This is a genomic window from Bradyrhizobium sp. RD5-C2, from assembly GCF_019972155.1.
Taxonomy (GTDB): Bacteria; Pseudomonadota; Alphaproteobacteria; order Rhizobiales; family Xanthobacteraceae; genus Bradyrhizobium.
Genome location: NZ_BOVL01000020.1, coordinates 148,451 through 165,903, shown reverse-complemented (window position 1 = coordinate 165,903; position 17,453 = coordinate 148,451). Strand labels below are relative to the sequence as shown.

The following is a 17,453-nucleotide window of genomic DNA, read 5'->3' as shown; positions in this document are numbered from 1 at the left end:
CCGCCGGGCCCGCCCCCCCCCCCCCCATCCACGTCTTCCTTCTTTACGTGGCGCCAAAGACGTGGATGCCCGGGTCAAGCCCGGGCATGACAGCTTGCTTGGGGCTAGTGCGATGAACATTGCCGAATGGCTGGCGGCGACGGCGCGGGCGCGTCCCGATGCGCCGGCGCTGCTGACCGGGTTCGACCTCGACGCCGACTATGCAACCTTCGCCCGCCGCGCCGCCTCGATCGGGGCGGCGCTGGCGCGCGAGCATGGCATCGTCGCCGGCGACCGCATCGCGCTGTTTGCATCGAACTGCACGCAATATCTCGAATGCCTCTACGGCATCTGGTGGATCGGCGCCGCGGCGATCCCGATCAACGCCAAGCTGCACGGCCGCGAGGCGGCGTGGATCTGCGGCAACGGCGGTGCCAAACTGGCTTTCGTGTCCGACGACACGATCGGTGCACTGCTTGAGGCGAAGGACGATTGCCCCGCCGGCATGACCATGCTGTCGGTTGACAGCGACGCTTACAAGGCGATGCGAAGCGGCGAGGGGCCGCCTGCGCCATTGCCGCGCGAAAGCAACGATCTCGCCTGGCTGTTCTATACATCCGGCACCACCGGCCGCCCCAAGGGCGTGATGCTCAGCCACGGCAATCTGCTCGCGATGTCGCTGTGCTATCTGGCCGACGTCGATCCGGCGACGCCGAACGATGCCTCGCTCTATGCCGCACCGATCTCGCATGGCGCCGGCCTCTACAATTTCCCGCATGTCCGGATGGGCGGCCGGCACGTCGTTCCCGAGTCCGGCGGCTTCGACCCGGACGAGGTGCTCAACCTCGGCCGTCAGCTCGACAATGTCGTGATGTTCGCGGCGCCCACCATGGTGCGCCGCCTGGTTGATGCCGCGAAGAAGCGCGGCGAGAACGGCGAGGGGCTGCGCACCATCATCTACGGCGGCGGGCCGATGTACACCGCCGACATCACCGATGCGATCGCGACCATGGGCCAGCGCTTCGTGCAGATCTATGGCCAGGGCGAGTCGCCGATGACGATCACGGCGCTGTCGCGCGACTGGCATCGCGCGAGCGATCATCCGCGCTATCTCGAGCGGCTGGCGTCGGTCGGCACCGCCCAGAGCGTCGTCACCGTGCACATCACCGGCAAGGACGGCAAGCCGCTCGCCGCAGGCGAGACCGGCGAGATTGAGGTCAAGGGCTTAACCGTGATGCTCGGCTACTGGAACAATCCGAAGGCCAACGCCGAGACGCTGAAGGACGGTTGGCTGCGCACCGGCGATGTCGGCCGGCTCGACGCCGACGGCTTCCTGACGCTGTCCGACCGTTCCAAGGATGTGATCATCTCCGGCGGCACCAACATCTATCCGCGCGAGGTCGAGGAAGCGCTGCTGACGCATCCTGATGTCCGGGAGGTCTCGGCGATTGGTGTGCCGGATCCGGAATGGGGCGAGATCGTCGTCGCCTGCGTCGTGCTCGAGGAGGGTGCTGCCGCCGACGACGGCAGGCTCGACGCGCATTGCCTTGCCTCGATCGCCCGCTTCAAGCGGCCGAAGCGCTATGTCTATCTCGATGCCCTGCCGAAGAACAATTATGGCAAGGTGCTGAAGACCGCGCTGCGGGAGATGATGGCCCAAGGATAGGCCAAAGGGATCGGCCAAGGAATCTGCAAAGGGATAGGCCGCGACCTCCCACCGCGCTAAGCTGCTTGCGCGTGTCACCGGGAGAACGGACCATGGGTATCGAGACGTCCCTGTCGCTGTCGGAAGTGAACGATCGGATCGCAATCCTCCGGGACAATATCAGGCAGCTGATCGAGCAGGCCGCGGGTGCCGCCGGCGCCGAAGTCGAGGAGCGCATCGCCGAACGGCTCGAGCAGCAGAATGCGGAACTGGAGAGGCTCTTGAAGGCGCGCGAGGCGATGACCGGGCAGTAACCGGCGTCGGGCCGGCGGTGGGCTTCGTCTTGCCCGCCCTGCGTTCCGCCACACGGAAACGATCCGGCCGCCGCCGCGCATACGCCCATACGCCCGGCACAGCTTGATCTCGGCGAAGAGCTCCCGTTACTAGCTGCGTAACCAGAACATCCGGGAGCGAACAGCACGATGGGACCACTGCAGGGTATCAAGGTCGTCGATATGACGACCGTGCTGATGGGCCCCTATGCCACCCAAATGCTCGGCGACTACGGCGCCGATGTCATCAAGGTGGAATCGCCTGACGGCGACGTGACGCGGCAGATCGGTCCGACGCGGCATCCCGGCATGGGGCCGGTGTTCCTCAACACCAACCGCAGCAAGCGTTCGGTCTGCCTCGACCTGAAGAAGCCGGCGGGGCGCGAGGCCGTGCTGCGGCTGATCGCGCAGGCCGATGTGCTGGTCTACAATGTGCGCCCGCAGGCGATGGCGCGGCTGCAGCTCGGTTACGACGTCGTCGCCAAGGTCAATCCGCGGCTGATCTATGCCGGCGTGTTCGGCTTCGGCCAGGAGGGACCGTATGCCGCCAAGCCCGCTTATGACGACCTGATCCAGGGCGCCACCGCGCTGCCGGCGCTGATGGCGCAGACCTCGGATGGCGTGCCGCGCTACGTGCCGAATGCGCTGGTCGATCGCATCGTCGGCCTCACCGCGGTCGGCGCGATCTGCGCGAGCCTCGTGCATCGCGACCGGACCGGGCAGGGCCAGCGCGTCGACATTCCGATGTTCGAGACCATGGCCGGCTTCGTGATGGGCGACCATATGGGCGGGCTGACCTACGATCCGCCGCTCGACAAGGGCGGCTATGCGCGGCATCTGTCGCCGGACCGGCGGCCATACAAGACGCTGGACGGCTATATCTGCGTGATCGTCTACAACGACAAGCAGTGGGAGAATTTCTTCAAGGCGACCGGCCGCGACGATCTGCGCAGCGATCCGAAATTCGCGACCTTCGCCGGCCGCGCCACCAACATCGATGTCGTCTACGCTGAACTCGCGCGCATCCTGCAGACCAAGACCACGGCCGAGTGGAACGAGATCCTCGAGAAGGCCGACGTGCCTGTGATGCCGATGCACGATCTCGAGAGCCTGCTCGAGGATCCGCATATGGTCGCGACCGGCGTTTTCCCGGTGATCGATCATCCGACCGAGGGCCGTATCCGCAGCATGACGCCGTCGGCACGATGGTCGGAGACCAAGGTCGAGCCGAGCCGGCTCGCGCCGCGGCTCGGCGAGCACAGCGCGGAGATTTTGCGCGAGGCCGGTTTCTCCGCTGACGAGATCGCGGCGATGGTGCGCGACGGCGCGGCCAAAGTGGTGAAGGCATAGGAGCACGACAGATGGATTTCGCACTCTCCGCCAACCAGGAATCGATCCGCGACGCCGTCGCCAAGATCTGCTCGCGCTTTGACGAGGCCTATTGGCTGAAGAAGGACAAGGAGGGCGGCTATCCGGCCGACTTCCATCGCGCGCTGGCCGATGCCGGCTGGCTCGGTATCTGCATTCCCGAGGAGTACGGTGGCTCCGGGCTCGGCATCACCGATGCCGCGATCATGATGCGCACGATCTCCGAATCCGGCGCCGGCATGTCCGGCGCATCGGCCGTGCACATGAACGTGTTCGGGCTCAATCCGGTTGTCGTGTTCGGCACCAAGGAGCAGTGCCAGCGCATGCTGCCGCCGATCATCGACGGCCGCGACAAATCCTGCTTCGCGGTGACCGAACCCAACACCGGCCTCAACACCACGCAGCTCAAGACCCGCGCCGTGCGGCAGGGCGACAAATACATCGTCAATGGCCAGAAGGTGTGGATCTCAACCGCGCAGGTCGCCAACAAGATCCTGCTGCTCGCGCGCACCACCCCGCTGGAGGAGGTGCGCAGCGCGACCCACGGCCTCAGCCTGTTCTACACCGACTTCGACCGCAAGCGCGTCACGGTGCACGAGATCGAGAAAATGGGCCGCAAGCCCGTCGACTCCAACGAGCTGTTCTTCGAGAATTTCGAGATCCCGGTCGAGGACCGCATCGGCGAGGAAGGCCGCGGCTTCGAATACATCCTGCACGGCATGAACCCCGAGCGCATCCTGATCGCGGCTGAAGCGGTCGGCCTCGGCCAGATCGCGCTGAAGCGGGCGTCGGAATATGCCAAGGGCCGCATCGTGTTCAATCGCCCGATTGGCATGAACCAGGGGATCCAGCATCCGCTGGCGAAGTGCTGGATGGAGCTCGAGGCTGCCTGGCTGATGGTGCTGCGCGCCGGCTGGCAATACGACCAGAACCTGCCCTGCGGTCCCGCTGCGAACTCGGCAAAATATCTCGCGGCGGAAGCCGGATTCCACGCCTGCGAGCAGGCAGTGATGACCCATGGCGGCTTCGGTTATGCCAAGGAATATCACGTCGAGCGCTATTTGCGTGAGTCGCTGATCCCGCGCATCGCACCGATCAGCCCGCAGCTCATCCTCAGCTTCATCGGCGAGAAGGTGCTCGGCCTTCCGAAGTCGTATTGATGTTAACCCGTCATTCCGGGGCGATGCGGAGCATCGAACCCGGAATCTCGAGATTCCGGGTCTGGTCCTTCGGACCATCCCGGAATGACAGCGGATCGAGGTGAATAGATGAGCTTCGTCACCGGCGTCGGCCTCACGTCCTACGGCAAGCATGAGGGCCTGTCCTCGCTCGACCTGATGAGCAAGGCGGCCGAGCTTGCGATCTCCGATGCCGGGCTGAAGCGCGCCGACATCGACGGCATCCTGTGCGGCTACTCCACGGTCTCGCCGCACATCATGCTGGCGACGGTTTTCGCCGAGCATTTTGGTATCCGCCCGTCCTATGCCCACGCCGTCCAGGTCGGCGGCGCCACGGGCCTCGCGATGACCATGCTGGCGCATCACCTGGTCGACGCCGGGGTGGCAAAACACGTGCTGGTGGTCGGCGGCGAGAACCGGCTGACCGGACAGAGCCGTGATGCCTCGATCCAGGCGTTGGCCCAGGTCGGCCATCCCGACTACGAGGTGACGCTGGGGCCGACGATCCCGGCCTATTACGGCCTGGTCGCGACGCGTTACATGCATGAATACGGGCTCACGCAGGAGGACCTTGCCGAGTTCGCGGTGCTGATGCGCAAGCACGCCCTGACGCATCCCGGCGCGCAATTCCACGAGCCGATCACGGTTGCCGACGTGATGGCCTCGAAGCCGGTGGCGATGCCGCTCAAGCTGCTCGACTGCTGCCCGGTGTCCGACGGCGGCGCGGCCTGCGTGATCAGTCGCGAGGCGACCGGCGAGCGGCGGGTTCGCATCCGTGGCTGCGCCCAGGCGCATACCCATCAGCACATCACGGCCGCGCCCGCGCTGAGTGAGCTGGGCGCGGAGATTTCGGTCGCGAAGGCGAAAGAGGTGTCGGGCATGGCGATATCGGACGTGCGCTACGCCGCGGTCTACGACAGCTTCACGATCACGCTCGCGATGCTGCTGGAGGATCTCGGCCTCGCCAAGCGCGGCGAGGCGGCGGCGCGGGTGCGCGCCGGCTACTTCAATCAGGATGGCGAGATGCCGCTCAACACCCATGGCGGCCTGCTCAGCTACGGCCATTGCGGCGTCGGCGGCGCGATGGCGCATCTGGTCGAAACCCAACTGCAGATGACCGGCCGCGCCGACAATCGCCAGGTGCGCGACGCCTCCGTTGCGTTGCTGCATGGCGACGGCGGCGTGCTGTCATCGCATGTCAGCACGTTCCTGGAGCGCGTGCGATGAGCGGACCGATCGCTGACTGGACCAGGGGCGCGGAAGCCATCGTCTACCAGATCTGCAACGCCTGCGGCGCGCGGCAATATTTCCGCCGCAGCTTCTGCGCGGCCTGCGGCTCACCCGATCTCGCCGAGCATCGCGCGAGCGGGGCAGGGACGGTGTATGCGACATCACTGGTCTGCCGCGCCGCATCGCCGGAGACCCGGGCGCATGTTCCCTACAATATCCTGCTCGTGGATGCCGACGAGGGCTTTCGCATGATGGCGCATGGCGACAACGATCTCGCCATCGGCGACAAGGTTTTGGCGCGCTTCACGCAATTCGCGGGACGGCTGGTTCCGTATTTCGCAAAAGCAAAATGAGGGGCTGAACGATCCAGTCAGAACGCGAGACCAGGCTGAATTGGTTCGCTCTTGCCCCTCTTAGTTTACGGGTAGCTTGTTTGGGCATGATCTCCGCGCAAGCGCTACGCGTTTGTCGCGAGGAAAACCGCTAACACTTTTCCGGATCATGCTTCAGTGCCAATAAAAGACAAAGCTGGCGATGACGAGCATCGCCGTCACCGCCAGCATTTGCGCAAGCGCTTCCGAGGCCGCCCTCTTGGTGGCTTCCTTCATGCGTTTCCCCTCGACTTGGGCGTGACTCATCGTGGCGCAAATTGCGCGCACGACGGCCATATTTTTTACTCGGAACACCCCGCGTCGAGCATTCGCTTTGATGAGTCCCCACTCAGCGAATATCGACTGTGTCAGGGTTGTCTGGGAATGCGGCGGCAATTTGACTCGCGCGTGTTGCTCCTGCGACGGTCGGCGGATACTGTTTCGGAACCAGACAGAAACGACAGAGATCAAGGTTAGGAAATGGCCCGTATCGACTACTCCGATCCCGCGAAGGCAAGCGCGCGCACCCGCGAGATCCTCGACAAGAACCGCAACGCCAACATCTTTCGCATGATGGCGCATTCGCCGAGCTACTTTGAACAATATTGCCGGCTCGGCGGCGCGATCCGCCACAAGGGCGAGCTCGATCCGATCGTGCGCGAGCTTGCGATCACGCGCACCGGCATTCTCTGCGAGGCGCCGTATGAGATCGTCGCGCACAAGCGCATCGGCAAGAATGTGGGTGTCACCGACGAGCAGAACGCCGCGCTGGAGAACTGGCAGTCGGCAAGCTGCTTCAGCGAGGTGCAGCGTGCGGCGCTGACCTTCACCGACGAAATCGTCAAGCTGAAGAAGCCGACGGATGCGACCTTCAAGGCGATTGCGGCACTGTTGACGCCGGCCGCGCTGATCGAGCTGCAGCTCTCGGTCGGTTTCTACATCATGACGTCGAAATTTCTCGAGACGTTCGAGATCGACATGCAGCCGGTGACGGAAGTCGTGAGCTAAAGCGTTTTTGAGCGAAGTGGACACCGGTTCGCGTGAAGAAAACGCGTCAAAACTGGAATCTAGAGCTTCGGTTCTGATTCAATCAGAACCGAAGCTCTAGACGTCGAGCCGCGCGGCTCCTTGCCTCGCCTCGCAAAGGGCGGGGCTGAGGGGGGCTTGCGCGATTTCGGAATAATGGAAAAATATCGCTGATTTGCCCGACGCGTCAAGTGGCCAAGTCGAACGCGGGCAGCGGCCGGCTACTTTGCATGGGGTTGTTTTCGATATTTTGGCCAGGCGCCCCTGCGACGGCAGGCTACAGCTACCCCGACGTCAGCAGATCCACCTTCGCGTTCGCCACGATCAGCCGCTCGGCGAGGATCTGCGCGAGGTTACGCATGATCCGCTCGCCGGCGCGCGGGTGCTGCTCGCGAAAGCGCTCGAAATCCCCAATCGCCACCTCATAGGCCGTCGCCGACATGTCGGCGATCACGTCCGCCGAGCGCTTCGTCTCGAGCAGCGCCATCTCGCCGAACGCCATGCCGGCGGTCAGGGTCGCAAGCCGGATGCCGTCGGGCAGGGTGACATGGACCACGCCGCTGCGCAGGAAGAACAGCGAGGTCGCCTCACGGTCCGCGGCGATGATCTTTTCATTCGGCTGGTAGGTCCTGACCGTGCAGAGCGAGGCGATGTCTGCGATCTCCCGCTCGCTCAATCCGGCGAGCAGTGGCTGCTCGGCAAGCTCCGTGGTCTCGAGGAAGTCGATCGAGCCGCCATAGCGGTAGACGATCTGGTCCTCGGCCCATTCGATCGCGGTGTCGAGCAGATAGAAATCCCTGATATTGCCGAGCCGGTTGGTCCACTCGCTGATCGTGGTCCATTCGCGCGAGGCCCGTTTGATGCCGGACAGGATCACGGTGACGCCGAGCTCGGCGAGTTCCTGAAAGGCTTCCGCCACCAACCGCGCGCCGGCGCGGGTCGTCGCGGTGACGCGGCGCAGGTCGAAAATCACGAATTCCGGCCGCGGGCTACCCGCGAGGCGGCGCGAGACATAATCGACATTGGAGAGCGACAGCGTGCCGACCAGCTCGATCACGCGGACCTCCTGGAAGTGCCTTGCCAGGATCTCCTGCTCCTGCGGCCGCCGCACCCGGCGTGACGGGTTCTTGCCGATGTTGTAGTCGGCGATGATGCTGTGGCGGGCGTCGTCGCTGCGGTTCAGCATGTGCAGGTCGTAATGCGCCGATAGCGCCTCGCAGACCTTGATGCCGCGCACGCTGTTGCCGTGCTTGTCGAGCTTCGGCGAGTAGCTGCCGAGCCCGAGCCGCGCCGGCAGCGCCGCCAGAATGCCGCCACCGACCCCGCTCTTGGCGGGGATGCCGACGCGGTAGATCCATTCGCCGGCGTAGTCGTACATGCCCGACGAGGTCATCACCGACAGCGTGCGCGCGATCGCGTAGGGCGTCACCACCTGCTCGCCGGTCAGCGGATTGATGCCGCGGTTGGCGAGCGTTGCCGCCATCACCGCGGTGTCGCGCGCCGTGACGAGGATGGCGCATTGCCGGAAATAGACGTCGAGCACCGCAGGCACATTCTCGGTGATCACGCTGTTGGTGCGCAGCAGATAGCCGATCGCCCGGTTGCGGTCGCCGGTGGCGCTCTCGGAGGCATAGACCGCCTCGTCGACGTCGAGCTCGCGGCCGGCGAAGCGGCCGAGCGCCTGGCGGATGTAGTCGAACGCGCCGTCGCCCTTGTCGGCATGGAGCAGGCCGGAGCAGGCGATCGCGCCCGCATTCACCATCGCATTGAACGGATGGTTATCGGCATTGAGCCGGATCGAGTTGAAGGGATCGCCCGAGGGTTCGACGCCGATCACGCTCTCCACCCGCTCGGCGCCCAGCGTGTCCAGCGCCAGCGCGAACACGAACGGCTTCGACATCGACTGGATGGTGAAGGGCACCCTGGTGTCGCCGACCTCGTAGACATGACCGTCGAGCGTCGCCAGGCTGATGCCAAAATGGGCAGGGTCGGCCTTGCCGAGCTCGGGGATGTAGTCGGCCACTGCGCCGCCGGCCTCCGGAAGGAAGTCTGCGTAACAAGTGTGCAGAAACCGCAGCAGCGGCGGCTTCGAGCTGGACCAGGCCGTGGTGGTGGCGGTGACGGGAGGAGGCGATCGTTTCATCGCCTCCTGTTGTGCAACGCAATCAGGGCGCGCGCAACCGAGCGCGCATCGACATCAGCCGGGTGCGGAGGCGAGCAGGCGCCAACCGGTGGCTGTCGGTTTTCGAACAGATGTTCACAAAACGAGCGGTTGCTCGGCGATTGTGTCGCCATACGAAACTTTCCGGCCGAGAACGTTTCGAAAGCGAAACAGCTTGCGACGCCGTGCGACTCCCAAAGGAGCCACCGCCGATCACATGACATCCGGGAATTTGGTCCGAGCCGAGCGGCTCGACGGCCGCGCTCAGGTCTCGACGATCGCGACGGCCTGGCCTTCGGCGATGACGTCGTCAATCTTGACCAAAATTGACTTGATTTTGCCTGCTGTCGTCGACGTGACCGGGATCTCCATCTTCATCGCTTCGACGAACGCGATCTCGTCGCCGTCGCCGATGCTGCTGCCGGCTTCAACGGGAAGCGCGCAAACGCGCCCGGCAACTTCGGTCACAACCTTGATCTCTGGCATTCCACTCTCCGATACCGTCTTGCGGAAATTTCATCCGGCGAACGGCTTTTGGTTGTGGCGGCAGATTGCCTGAGGTAGCTTCATCTGCAAGTGGAATTTTATTCCGCATGACGGAATGGAGCCAAAACAAATGGGACGGCGCTCGGAACGGCTTAGCCGGCAGGGAATGCTCGCCAGCGAGACTGGCGATGGCGATGTCATCCAGGTGGTGTCGCGCGCGTTTGATGTGTTGCGGTGCTTCGAGGGGCACGAAGCCCGGCTCGGCAATCTCGAAATCTCGAACCGCTGTGGCCTGCCGCGTTCGACGGTGTCGCGCTTGACGCACACGCTGACGCGGATGGGACAGCTGGTCTATCTGCCGCGCGATCAGAAATATCGCATCGGCCCGAGCGCGGTCGCGATGAGCACCTCGATGATGAAAGGCTTGCAGCTGCGCAACCTGATCCGACTGCGGTTGCAGGATGTCGCGGATCAGTTGCCCGGCACCGTGGGCTTCGTGATCCCCGACCGCTTTCAGCTGGTCTATCTGGAGTTCGCCCGCGCGGCGAACGCGCTCGGCCTGCATGAGGCCACCGGCAGCCGCATCTCGATGGCGACCACCGCCGCCGGCCACGCCTATACGGCCGCGCTCGATCCCGCGATCGGTGATGCGCTGATATCAGAGATGGAAGGCGAGTTGCCGGACAGTGCCAAGATGCTGACGCCGCGCATCGCAGCCAACCGCCGTCATCTGCAGGAGCACGGCTATGTCGTCGCCTGCGGTCTGTGGAGCCCGCACATCAACGGCGTCGCGGTGCCGCTGTGGTCACCGCAATACCAGACCTATGTGGTCACCACGATCGGCCTGCTCTCGGCGATGTATGACGAGCAGCGGCTGCATCGCGAGGTCGCGCCGCTGATGGTCGACCTCGCGGCCGCGGTCGGCAGCCTGCTCGAAGGCGCCGACGGCGACATCTTCAGCAATCGGATCGAACGCAAGTCGCTCCCGGTGGCCACCCATAACAACAACAAAATCATCAAGACGGAGGCAATGAATGAACTGGAAGCCGGAACTCGACGACCTCGCCCGGCGCGAAGCGTTCGCGCGGGAGATGGGAGGCGTTGACAAGGTCAAGCGGCAACGCGACCAGGGCCGGCTCACGGTTCGTGAGCGCATCGACAAGCTCGTCGACCAGAACAGCTTCCACGAGGTCGGTGCCATCTCCGGCATCGCCGAATACGACGAGAGCAACGAGCTCAAGCATCTGACGCCGGCGAACTGCGTGTTCGGCCGCGCAAGGGTCGACGGCCGCACCGTGGTCGTGGTCGGCGACGATTTCACCGTGCGCGGCGGCTCGGCGGACGCATCGATTTCCGCCAAGCCGTTGATGGCGGAGGAGATGGCGCATGACTTCCGCTTGCCGATCATTCGCGTGATCGAGGGCTCCGGCGGCGGCGGCTCGGTGAAGACCATCGAGACCAGGGGCGCGGCCAATCTGCCCGGCGGCGTCGGCGGCACGCGCTGGTACTGGTACACGACCGCCAACCTGGCGCGCGTGCCGGTGGTCGGCCTCGGGCTCGGCTCGGTCGCGGGCCTCGGCGCCGCGCGGCTCGCGGCCACGCATTACTCGGTGATGACCAAGAGTTCGGCAATGTTCGTCGCCGGCCCGCCGGTGGTGAAACGCCTGGGTCAGGATCTGACCAAGCAGGAACTCGGCGGCGCCGACATCCAAACCCGCGCCGGCGCGATCGACCAGGCGGTCGAGACGGAGGAGGCGGCGTTCGACTACGCGCGGCGCTTCCTGTCCTATCTGCCGGCGTCGGTCTACGATCTGCCGCCGACCATTCCCTGCACCGACGATCCGGAACGTGCCGAAGAGTCGCTGCTGAAGGCCGTGCCGCGCAATCGCAAGCAGGTCTACAAGATGCGGCCGATCATCGATGCGGTGGTCGACAAGGGCTCGTTCTTTGAGGTCGCCGCCAATTTCGGCCGACCCGTGATCACCGGATTGGCGCGGATCGAGGGCAGGGCGGTGCTGCTGCTCGCCAGCGATCCCTTCCACTACGGCGGCTCGTGGACGGCGGATGCCTGCGCGAAGGTGGTGCGCTGGGTCGACTTCGCCGAGACCTTCCATCTGCCCGTGGTCTATCTGATGGATTGCCCCGGCTTCATGATCGGGCTCGAGGCCGAGAAGTCGGCGACTATCCGCCACGGCGTGCGGGCGATGGCGGCGGTCAACCAGAGCACCGTGCCCTGGTGCACCATCATCATCCGCAACGCCTTCGGCGTCGCCGGTGTGGTGCATCAGCCGGCCAACCGGTTCTCGATGCGCTACGCCTGGCCGTCGGCCTATTGGGGGTCGCTGCCGCTCGAGGGCGGCATCGAGGCGGCCTATCGCGCCGAGATCGATGCGGCCGCCGATCCCGCCGCCAAGCTGCGCGAGATCGAGGACCGTCTCAACAAGCTGCGCTCGCCGTTCCGCTCGGCCGAGAAGTTCTGGGTCGAGGAGGTGATCGATCCGCGCAAGACGCGCTCGCTGCTCTGCGAGTTCGCGCGCCTGGCCGAGCCGATCCGCAAGGCCGGCCCGCCGAGCAACATGTCGACGCGGCCGTAAGCGCGGCGCCGCGATCCCACCGTGTCATGCGCGGGTGTGACCCGCGCATCCATCGTCCGCAACGGCGAACGAGTGAGCCATGCGAAGCGGGATGGATTGCCGGGTCAAGCCCGGCAATGACGAGCTCTTCTACTCCGCTTCCCGATGCACGTCGTGGATCACGATGCCCATGCCGTTCTCGGGCATCTTGATCCATTCGCGCCGCTTCAGCGAGCGCTTGGTATCCTCGTGTCCGCTCGCCCAATGCTCGCGCATCGAGGTGCCGGAGAATTCGTGGTCCTTGGCGTCGCCCTCATAGGCCTTCTGCTGATAGATCAGCTGCAGCAGCGTGATCCCGGGCAGCCGGCTGTTCGCCTTCTTGAGATGGCGCTCCTCGTCCGACAGCTGGTCGTCGGGGATTTTTCCCAGCGCGTTGTGCAGGGCGGTACGCAGATTGTAGGTCTTGCGGTAGACGTCGGTGTTGTAGCGGGTGCGCGACGAATACATGATGTCCTTGTGGCGGGCCATCACGTCCTGGATGTCGCGCGGCAGCGTGCCGCGTGCCGAGAACAGGTCGACCTGGAACACCAGCGAGTTGGCATTGTCTTCCTGATCAAGCAAGTGCTGCAGCGGCGTGTTGGAGACGATGCCGCCGTCCCAGAAATGATCGGTCCCGACCTTCACCATCGGCAGCGCCGGCGGCAGTGCGCCGCTCGCCATGATGTGCTCGGGGATGATCTCGTCATGGGCATTGTCGAAATAGATGAAGTTGCCGGAGAGCACGTTCACCGCACCGACCGCAAAGCGCATCTTCTTGGAATTGATGCGGTCGAAATCGACCAGCTCGAGCAGCGATTCACGCAAGGGCGTGGTGTCGTAATAGCTCGTGGCGGTGCGCGCGCCGGCCGGGCTGAGCCATGGATTGCTCTGATGCGGGGTGAAAAAGCCGGGCTGTCCGAGCGTCGTCGTCAGCCATGAGCTGGTGAAATTGCGCGCCTTGCGGAAGATGTCGCCGTCCGGCGTGTAGTGCCAGATCTTGCGGGAGGTGATGCGATCCCAGAATGTGTGCAGCCGCTCCAGCCGCCTCTCGGGCGGATTGCCGGCGATGATCGCGGAGTTGATCGCGCCGATCGAGACGCCGCAGACCCAGTCGGGCTCGATGTTGGATTCATGCAGCGCCTGATAGACGCCGGCCTGATAAGCGCCGAGCGCGCCGCCGCCCTGCAGAACGAGCGCCACGCGATCGCATCCTTCGGGACGCCAGCCGGGCGTCGCGTGATCGATATCGTCGGAATGAGGGGTACGCGCGTCCATATCAGACACTCCAAAAAATTGCGGCGAGAATTCAGGGTGCCGATGACGCCGTGATGACAAGTGCGGCGCCGGCGCACGGCGCACGCGGCATGGCTGCCTGCATGGTTAGCATTGGCCTCCACCGCAGGACGCGGGTCATGCCGGTGACGGAAATCCCTCATATCGCTGTCAATCTCGGCCGCTAGCCTCCGCGCAATATTTCCGAACAGGGGGTTATCGCGATGCGCAGGGAAGATCTGCTCAAGCTTCCGTCCATGCCGGCTGCCGGTCCGAGCTATCCCGCCGGACCGTACCGCTTCATCGATCGCGAATTCCTCGTCATTACCTATGAGACCGATCCGGAATTGATCCGCGCCGGCCTGCCTGAGCCGTTGGAGCCGATCGAGCAGGCGATCGTGCATTACGAATGGATCAAGATGCCCGACAGCTCCGGGTTCGGCAGCTATACCGAGTCCGGCCTCGTGATCCCCGCGCGGCTGCATGGCGAGGAAATCAACTTCGTCTGCCAGATGTATCTCGACGATGATCCGCCGATCGCGGCCGGCCGCGAGATCTGGGGCTTCCCAAAGAAATACGCCCATCCCAAGCTCGAGATCGTCAAGGACACACTGACCGGCACGCTGGAATATGCCGGCCAGCTCGTCGCGATGGGCACGATGGGCTACAAGCACGAGAGCATGGCGGGCAATGGCGAGGTCACCCGCGCAACGCTGTCGAAGACGCAAGTCAATCTGAAGATGATCCCCGGCGTCGACGGTCATCTCGAGATCTGCCAGCTGGTTGCGATCAACCTGACCGACATCGTCGTCAAAGGATCGTGGATCGGGCCGGGCCGGCTGCATCTGGTGCCGCACGTCAACGCACCGGTCGCGGATTTCCCGGTCAAGCGCGTCGTCGGCGCGCATCATTACATCGCCGACCTGACGCTACCGTTCGGCCGCGTCGTGCACGACTACAACAAGGAAGCCGCGGACGCGGCGGCACCGACCGGTCTCGCCGCGGAGTAGCACGCGGCGAAGTTCGATCAGGCCGCGACCGGTTTCGCTGCTTCCGGCGCGACCTTGGGCTGCGGCCGCGAGATCGCCAGCACACTCAGCGCGGCGATCACGCAGAGTGCGCCGGCGATGAAGAACGCCGGCAGATAGCTCGCATAGAGCGTGCGCGACAGCCCGGCGCCGAACGCGGCGGCACCGGCGCCGAGCTGGTGGCCGGCGAAGATCCAGCCGAACACCAGATTGGCGCGCTCGGCGCCGAAGCGCTGCGCGGTCAGGCGCACCGTCGGCGGCACGGTTGCGATCCAGTCGAGGCCGTAGAACATCGCAAACAGCGACAGGCCGTAGAACGTGAAGTCGGAATATGGCAGGTACAGCAGCGACAGGCCGCGCAGGCCGTAATACCAGAACAGCAGCTTGCGATTGTCGAAGCGGTCCGACAGCCAGCCCGAGATGATGGTGCCGAAGAAATCGAAGATACCCATCGCGGCGAGCAGGCTCGCGGCCTGCACCTGCGGGATGCCGTAGTCGAGGCACATCGGGATCAAATGCACCTGGACAAGCCCGTTGGTCGAGGCGCCGCAGACGAAGAAGGTCGCGAACAGGATCCAGAACACCGACGATTTCGAGGAGTCGCGTAGCGTGCCGAGCGCGGCCGCCATGATCGGCGCATTGGCCGGCGGTGGCGCGGGGAGCGGCGCGGTGCCCTCATCGCCGAACGGACGCAGACCGACGTCGCTCGGCCGGTCGCGCATCACCATCAGCACGGCAAAGGCAGCGACCCCGAGCATGACGCAGACGAGGCCAAGCGCGACACGCCAGCCGTAACGTTCGGTGATGGTCGCGAGCAGCGGCAGGAAGGCGAGTTGTCCGGTCGCGACGCTCGCAGTGAGCATGCCGATCACGAGGCCGCGTCGCGCCACGAACCAGCGCGTCGCGATGGTCGCGCCGAGCACCAGAGCGGTCATGCCGGTGCCGATCCCGATCACAACGCCCCACAACAGGATGAGCTGCCAGATCTGCGTCATGGCGAGCGAGGCCAACAGTCCCGACACCACGATCAATTGCGCCGCCAGCGTCACGTTACGCAGGCCGTAGCGGTTCATCAGCGCGGCAGCGAACGGCGCCATCAGCCCGAACAGGATGAAGCGGATCGACAGCGCCGAGGAGATCTCGGCGGTGGACCAGCCGAATTCCTTCTGCAGCGGCACAATGAAGACGCCGGGCGCGCCGACGGTGCCGGCCGAGATCAGCGCAGCCAGGAAGGTTACGGCGACCATCACCCAGCCGTAATGGATGTTGCGGCGGGCGAGGGCGGAAGCAAGCCAGTTCGAGATCATTGGGCCCCGGATGAAATGCGATGAGGGTTCTATTCGTGATGCACAATATGCCACGAGGGAGCTATGGCTAAAATGCCAAAGTTCCCTCGTTTTCGGACTCGGACGTGGAGCCGTTTTAAACTAGTGCGTGACCCGCTCGACGGCGATCGCGGTGGCTTCGCCGCCGCCGATGCACAGGGCCGCGACGCCGCGCTTCAGGTTCTGCGCCTCGAGCGCATGCAGCAGCGTCACGATCAGCCGCGCGCCGGTGGCGCCGATCGGATGGCCGAGCGCACAGGCGCCGCCATTGATGTTCAGCCGGTCACGGGGAATTCCGAGATCGCGCTGCGCCGCCATCGCGACCACCGCAAACGCCTCGTTGATCTCGAACAGGTCGACATCGCCGACGCTCCAGCCGACCTTTTCGAGCAGTTTTCTGATCGCCGGGATCGGCGCGGTGGTGAACCACTGCGGCTCCTGGCTGTGGGTGGCGTGGCCCTTGATCTCGGCCAGCACCGGCAGGCCGTCGCGGTCGGCGAGCGAGCGCCGCGCCAGGATCAGCGCCGCTGCGCCGTCGGCATTGGCCGAGGAGGCAGCCGGCGTGATGGTGCCGTTGGCGCGGAATGCCGGCTTCAGGCCGGGAATCTTCGCGGGGTCGACCTTCAGCGGGTGCTCGTCATTGGCGATGATGCGCGGACCGGCCTTCTCGGTGAGCGTGATCGGCGCGATCTCGGCTTTGAAAGCGCCGCTCTCGACCGCCTTGCGGGCGCGGCTCAGCGTCTCCATCGCGAACGCGTCCTGGTCGGCGCGGGTGAACTGATAGGCCTCCGCGGTGGCTTCGCCGAAATCGCCCATCGAGCGGCCGCTCTCATAGGCATCCTCGAGCCCGTCCATCATCATGTGGTCGATGATGCGGTCGTGGCCGGCGCGATAGCCGCCGCGCGCCTTCTGCAGCAGATATGGCGCGTTGCTCATGCTCTCCATGCCTCCGGACAGCACGATCTCGGCCGAGCCGGCCTTGATGATGTCGTGGGCCAGCATGGTCGCCTTCATGCCGGAGCCGCAGACCTTGTTGACGGTGGTGGCGCCGGTGGCATCCGACAACTTGGCGCCGCGCGCGGCCTGGCGGGCGGGGGCCTGGCCCTGGCCGGCGGGCAGCACGTTGCCCATGAAGACCTCGTCAATGCGCTCAGGCGCAAGCTTGGCGCGCTCCAGCGCCGCACCGATCACGTGCGAGCCGAGCTTATGGGCCGCGAGCGGCGTGAGCTCGCCCATGAAGCGGCCGAGCGGGGTGCGGGCGGCGGAGAGGATGACGACGGGATCGGTGCTGGTTGCCATGGCAGGATTCCCTTTGATGCCGGGGATTTGATTGAATTATTTTCATCATATGATGCGATGCAAAAAATGCAACTCCGGCTCCCATGACAAAATGTCGTGTTCGCATGAGTTGGAGGGCGGGATAGTTCCGCAATCACCACC

15 protein-coding genes are annotated in these 17,453 nt (G+C 64.9%); 10 read left to right on the top strand and 5 right to left on the bottom strand.

Going from position 1 to position 17,453, the window contains the following annotated elements; genetic code table 11:
- Positions 1 to 112 precede the first annotated feature (112 nt).
- From BraRD5C2_RS25700 to BraRD5C2_RS25670, 7 genes are all read left to right on the top strand, one after another.
- Complete coding sequence (locus BraRD5C2_RS25700) at positions 113 to 1,645, top strand: class I adenylate-forming enzyme family protein (RefSeq protein WP_223973069.1); 1,533 nt, start codon at positions 113 to 115, stop codon at positions 1,643 to 1,645.
- 92 nt (positions 1,646 to 1,737) lie between these two features.
- Positions 1,738 to 1,938: a hypothetical protein gene (locus tag BraRD5C2_RS25695; protein WP_050404710.1), complete on the top strand. Its 201-nt coding sequence runs from the start codon at positions 1,738 to 1,740 to the stop codon at positions 1,936 to 1,938.
- 168 nt (positions 1,939 to 2,106) lie between these two features.
- Positions 2,107 to 3,306 carry a CaiB/BaiF CoA transferase family protein gene (locus tag BraRD5C2_RS25690; protein WP_223973067.1) on the top strand — a complete coding sequence of 400 codons (1,200 nt, stop codon included), beginning with the start codon at positions 2,107 to 2,109 and terminating at the stop codon, positions 3,304 to 3,306.
- An 11-nt stretch (positions 3,307 to 3,317) separates the two neighbouring features.
- Positions 3,318 to 4,484, top strand: coding sequence for an acyl-CoA dehydrogenase family protein (locus tag BraRD5C2_RS25685; protein WP_223973065.1), 1,167 nt, complete (start codon positions 3,318 to 3,320; stop codon positions 4,482 to 4,484).
- Between the two features lie 108 nt (positions 4,485 to 4,592).
- Positions 4,593 to 5,729, top strand: coding sequence for a thiolase family protein (locus tag BraRD5C2_RS25680; protein ID WP_223973063.1), 1,137 nt, complete (start codon positions 4,593 to 4,595; stop codon positions 5,727 to 5,729).
- The gene (locus BraRD5C2_RS25675; protein ID WP_223973055.1) at positions 5,726 to 6,085 is read left to right on the top strand and encodes a Zn-ribbon domain-containing OB-fold protein; all 360 of its coding nucleotides are present in this window, start codon (positions 5,726 to 5,728) and stop codon (positions 6,083 to 6,085) included. Before BraRD5C2_RS25680 ends, BraRD5C2_RS25675 begins: the two co-directional genes overlap by 4 nt.
- A 498-nt stretch (positions 6,086 to 6,583) precedes the next feature.
- Positions 6,584 to 7,111, top strand: coding sequence for a carboxymuconolactone decarboxylase family protein (locus BraRD5C2_RS25670; RefSeq protein WP_223973053.1), 528 nt, complete (start codon positions 6,584 to 6,586; stop codon positions 7,109 to 7,111).
- A gap of 301 nt (positions 7,112 to 7,412) precedes the next feature.
- Here BraRD5C2_RS25670 and glsA read toward each other — a convergent pair whose 3' ends face one another.
- Entirely contained in the window at positions 7,413 to 9,272 is a 1,860-nt protein-coding gene (gene glsA / locus BraRD5C2_RS25665; RefSeq protein ID WP_223973045.1) for a glutaminase A, read from the bottom strand.
- A gap of 282 nt (positions 9,273 to 9,554) precedes the next feature.
- On the bottom strand, positions 9,555 to 9,776 hold the full coding sequence (locus tag BraRD5C2_RS25660; RefSeq protein ID WP_223973016.1) for an acyl-CoA carboxylase biotin carboxyl carrier protein subunit: 222 nt from the start codon (positions 9,774 to 9,776) through the stop codon (positions 9,555 to 9,557).
- A gap of 130 nt (positions 9,777 to 9,906) precedes the next feature.
- Between BraRD5C2_RS25660 and BraRD5C2_RS25655 the strand changes: the two genes are divergently transcribed.
- On the top strand, positions 9,907 to 10,881 hold the full coding sequence (locus BraRD5C2_RS25655) for an IclR family transcriptional regulator (protein WP_223973014.1): 975 nt from the start codon (positions 9,907 to 9,909) through the stop codon (positions 10,879 to 10,881).
- Entirely contained in the window at positions 10,811 to 12,370 is a 1,560-nt protein-coding gene (locus BraRD5C2_RS25650; protein ID WP_223973007.1) for an acyl-CoA carboxylase subunit beta, read from the top strand. Before BraRD5C2_RS25655 ends, BraRD5C2_RS25650 begins: the two co-directional genes overlap by 71 nt.
- A gap of 129 nt (positions 12,371 to 12,499) precedes the next feature.
- On the opposite strand, the gene BraRD5C2_RS25645 is transcribed toward BraRD5C2_RS25650, so the two are convergent.
- Entirely contained in the window at positions 12,500 to 13,663 is a 1,164-nt protein-coding gene (locus BraRD5C2_RS25645) for a patatin-like phospholipase family protein (RefSeq protein ID WP_223973005.1), read from the bottom strand.
- Between the two features lie 221 nt (positions 13,664 to 13,884).
- On the opposite strand from BraRD5C2_RS25645, the gene BraRD5C2_RS25640 reads away from it, so the two are divergent.
- Positions 13,885 to 14,670, top strand: coding sequence for an acetoacetate decarboxylase (locus BraRD5C2_RS25640; RefSeq protein WP_223973003.1), 786 nt, complete (start codon positions 13,885 to 13,887; stop codon positions 14,668 to 14,670).
- A 17-nt stretch (positions 14,671 to 14,687) separates the two neighbouring features.
- On the opposite strand, the gene BraRD5C2_RS25635 is transcribed toward BraRD5C2_RS25640, so the two are convergent.
- Together BraRD5C2_RS25635 and BraRD5C2_RS25630 are read right to left on the bottom strand one after the other, a co-directional pair.
- Entirely contained in the window at positions 14,688 to 15,995 is a 1,308-nt protein-coding gene (locus BraRD5C2_RS25635; protein WP_223973001.1) for an MFS transporter, read from the bottom strand.
- Positions 15,996 to 16,115: 120 nt separating this feature from the next.
- Positions 16,116 to 17,312, bottom strand: a complete 1,197-nt coding sequence (locus BraRD5C2_RS25630) for an acetyl-CoA C-acyltransferase (RefSeq protein WP_223972999.1) — start codon at positions 17,310 to 17,312, stop codon at positions 16,116 to 16,118.
- Positions 17,313 to 17,453 lie beyond the last annotated feature (141 nt).

Bases quoted from the DNA above. Each gene is read 5' to 3' on its own strand.
- BraRD5C2_RS25700 (WP_223973069.1), top strand. From the start codon at position 113: ATGAACATTGCCGAATGGCTGGCGGCGACGGCGCGGGCGCGTCCCGAT.
- BraRD5C2_RS25695 (WP_050404710.1), top strand. From the start codon at position 1,738: ATGGGTATCGAGACGTCCCTGTCGCTGTCGGAAGTGAACGATCGGATC.
- BraRD5C2_RS25690 (WP_223973067.1), top strand. From the start codon at position 2,107: ATGGGACCACTGCAGGGTATCAAGGTCGTCGATATGACGACCGTGCTG.
- BraRD5C2_RS25685 (WP_223973065.1), top strand. From the start codon at position 3,318: ATGGATTTCGCACTCTCCGCCAACCAGGAATCGATCCGCGACGCCGTC.
- BraRD5C2_RS25680 (WP_223973063.1), top strand. From the start codon at position 4,593: ATGAGCTTCGTCACCGGCGTCGGCCTCACGTCCTACGGCAAGCATGAG.
- BraRD5C2_RS25675 (WP_223973055.1), top strand. From the start codon at position 5,726: ATGAGCGGACCGATCGCTGACTGGACCAGGGGCGCGGAAGCCATCGTC.
- BraRD5C2_RS25670 (WP_223973053.1), top strand. From the start codon at position 6,584: ATGGCCCGTATCGACTACTCCGATCCCGCGAAGGCAAGCGCGCGCACC.
- glsA (WP_223973045.1), bottom strand. From the start codon at position 9,272: ATGAAACGATCGCCTCCTCCCGTCACCGCCACCACCACGGCCTGGTCC.
- BraRD5C2_RS25660 (WP_223973016.1), bottom strand. From the start codon at position 9,776: ATGCCAGAGATCAAGGTTGTGACCGAAGTTGCCGGGCGCGTTTGCGCG.
- BraRD5C2_RS25655 (WP_223973014.1), top strand. From the start codon at position 9,907: ATGGGACGGCGCTCGGAACGGCTTAGCCGGCAGGGAATGCTCGCCAGC.
- BraRD5C2_RS25650 (WP_223973007.1), top strand. From the start codon at position 10,811: ATGAACTGGAAGCCGGAACTCGACGACCTCGCCCGGCGCGAAGCGTTC.
- BraRD5C2_RS25645 (WP_223973005.1), bottom strand. From the start codon at position 13,663: ATGGACGCGCGTACCCCTCATTCCGACGATATCGATCACGCGACGCCC.
- BraRD5C2_RS25640 (WP_223973003.1), top strand. From the start codon at position 13,885: ATGCGCAGGGAAGATCTGCTCAAGCTTCCGTCCATGCCGGCTGCCGGT.
- BraRD5C2_RS25635 (WP_223973001.1), bottom strand. From the start codon at position 15,995: ATGATCTCGAACTGGCTTGCTTCCGCCCTCGCCCGCCGCAACATCCAT.
- BraRD5C2_RS25630 (WP_223972999.1), bottom strand. From the start codon at position 17,312: ATGGCAACCAGCACCGATCCCGTCGTCATCCTCTCCGCCGCCCGCACC.